The 1,419-nt window shown below is 70.6% G+C and carries 1 protein-coding gene; it reads left to right on the top strand.

Annotated elements, in window-relative coordinates; translation table 11 throughout:
* On the top strand, positions 1–1,419 hold a 1,419-nt coding region (gene ptsP / locus GXB81_RS31090; RefSeq protein WP_205991218.1), incomplete at both ends, for a phosphoenolpyruvate--protein phosphotransferase.

The raw sequence follows: 1,419 nt of genomic DNA, 5'->3' as shown, positions 1-1,419 counted from the left end.
TGGGACGACGCGGACCTCGATCCGCCGGAACAGGCGAGCGGCACGTCGGCGGCGGAAAGCCGTCTGCTCGACAAGGCGATCGCGAGCGTCGACGCCGATCTCGACACGACCGTGCGCGATGCGTCGCAGCGCGGTGCGGTCGGCGAAGCGGGGATTTTCGCGGTGCACCGCGTGTTGCTCGAAGACCCGACGCTGCTCGATGCCGCGCGCGATCTGATCAGCCTCGGCAAGAGCGCCGGATTCGCGTGGCGCGAGGCGATCCGCGCACAGATCGGTGTCCTGAGCAAGGTCGAGGACGCGCTGCTTGCCGAACGTGCCGCCGATCTGCGCGACATCGAAAAGCGCGTGCTGCGCGCGCTCGGTTATACGAGCGCGGCGGCGCGCACGCTGCCCGCTGAAGCGGTGCTCGCCGCGGACGAATTCACGCCGTCGGATCTGTCCTCGCTCGATCGCACGCGCGTGACCGCGCTCGTGATGGCGCGCGGCGGCGCCACCTCGCACGCGGCGATTCTCGCGCGCCAGGCCGGCATTCCGGCGCTGGTCGCGATCGGCGATGCGTTGCATGCGATTCCCGAGGGCACCCAGGTCGTCGTCAATGCGAGCACGGGGCGCCTCGAATTCGCACCGACCGAACTCGACGTCGAACGCGCGCGCCGCGAGCGCAGCCGTCTCGCCGACGTGCGCGAAGCGAATCGCCGGACCTCGCAGCAGGCCGCGGCGACGTCCGACGGCCGGGCGATCGAAGTGGCCGCCAACATCGCGACGCTCGACGACGCCAAGGCTGCCGTCGACAACGGCGCCGATGCGGTCGGGCTGTTGCGCACCGAGCTGCTGTTTATCCACCGTCCGGCCGCACCGAGTGCCGACGAGCATCGTCAGAGCTACCAGGCGATTGCCGACGCGTTGGGCGGCCGCACCGCGATCATTCGCACGCTCGACGTCGGCGCCGACAAGGAAGTCGACTATCTGACGCTGCCGCCCGAGCCGAACCCCGCGCTCGGCCTGCGCGGCGTGCGCCTCGCGCAGGTGCGCCCCGATCTGCTCGACGCCCAGTTGCGCGGCCTGCTCGCGGTGCGCCCGCTCGGCGCCGTGCGCATCCTGCTGCCGATGGTCACCGACGCGAGCGAACTGATCGGCATCCGCAAGCGCATCGACGAGCTGGCGCGCAAGGCCGGCCGCACGGAAGCGATCGAAGTGGGCGTGATGATCGAAGTGCCGTCGGCGGCATTGCTCGCGGATCAACTCGCGCAGCACGCCGATTTCCTCTCGATCGGCACCAACGATCTGACGCAGTACACGCTCGCGATGGACCGCTGCCAGCCCGATCTCGCGGCTCAGGCCGATGGCCTGCACCCGGCCGTGCTGCGCCTGATCGCGGCGACCGTCGCGGGCGCGGACAAGCGCGGCAAATGGGTCGGA

This window comes from Paraburkholderia sp. Ac-20336 (genome assembly GCF_017105025.1).
In the GTDB taxonomy this organism is placed as follows: domain Bacteria; phylum Pseudomonadota; class Gammaproteobacteria; order Burkholderiales; family Burkholderiaceae; genus Paraburkholderia.
Note: the sequence above shows the minus strand (reverse complement) of the source record. Positions and strands in the feature narration are given on the sequence as shown.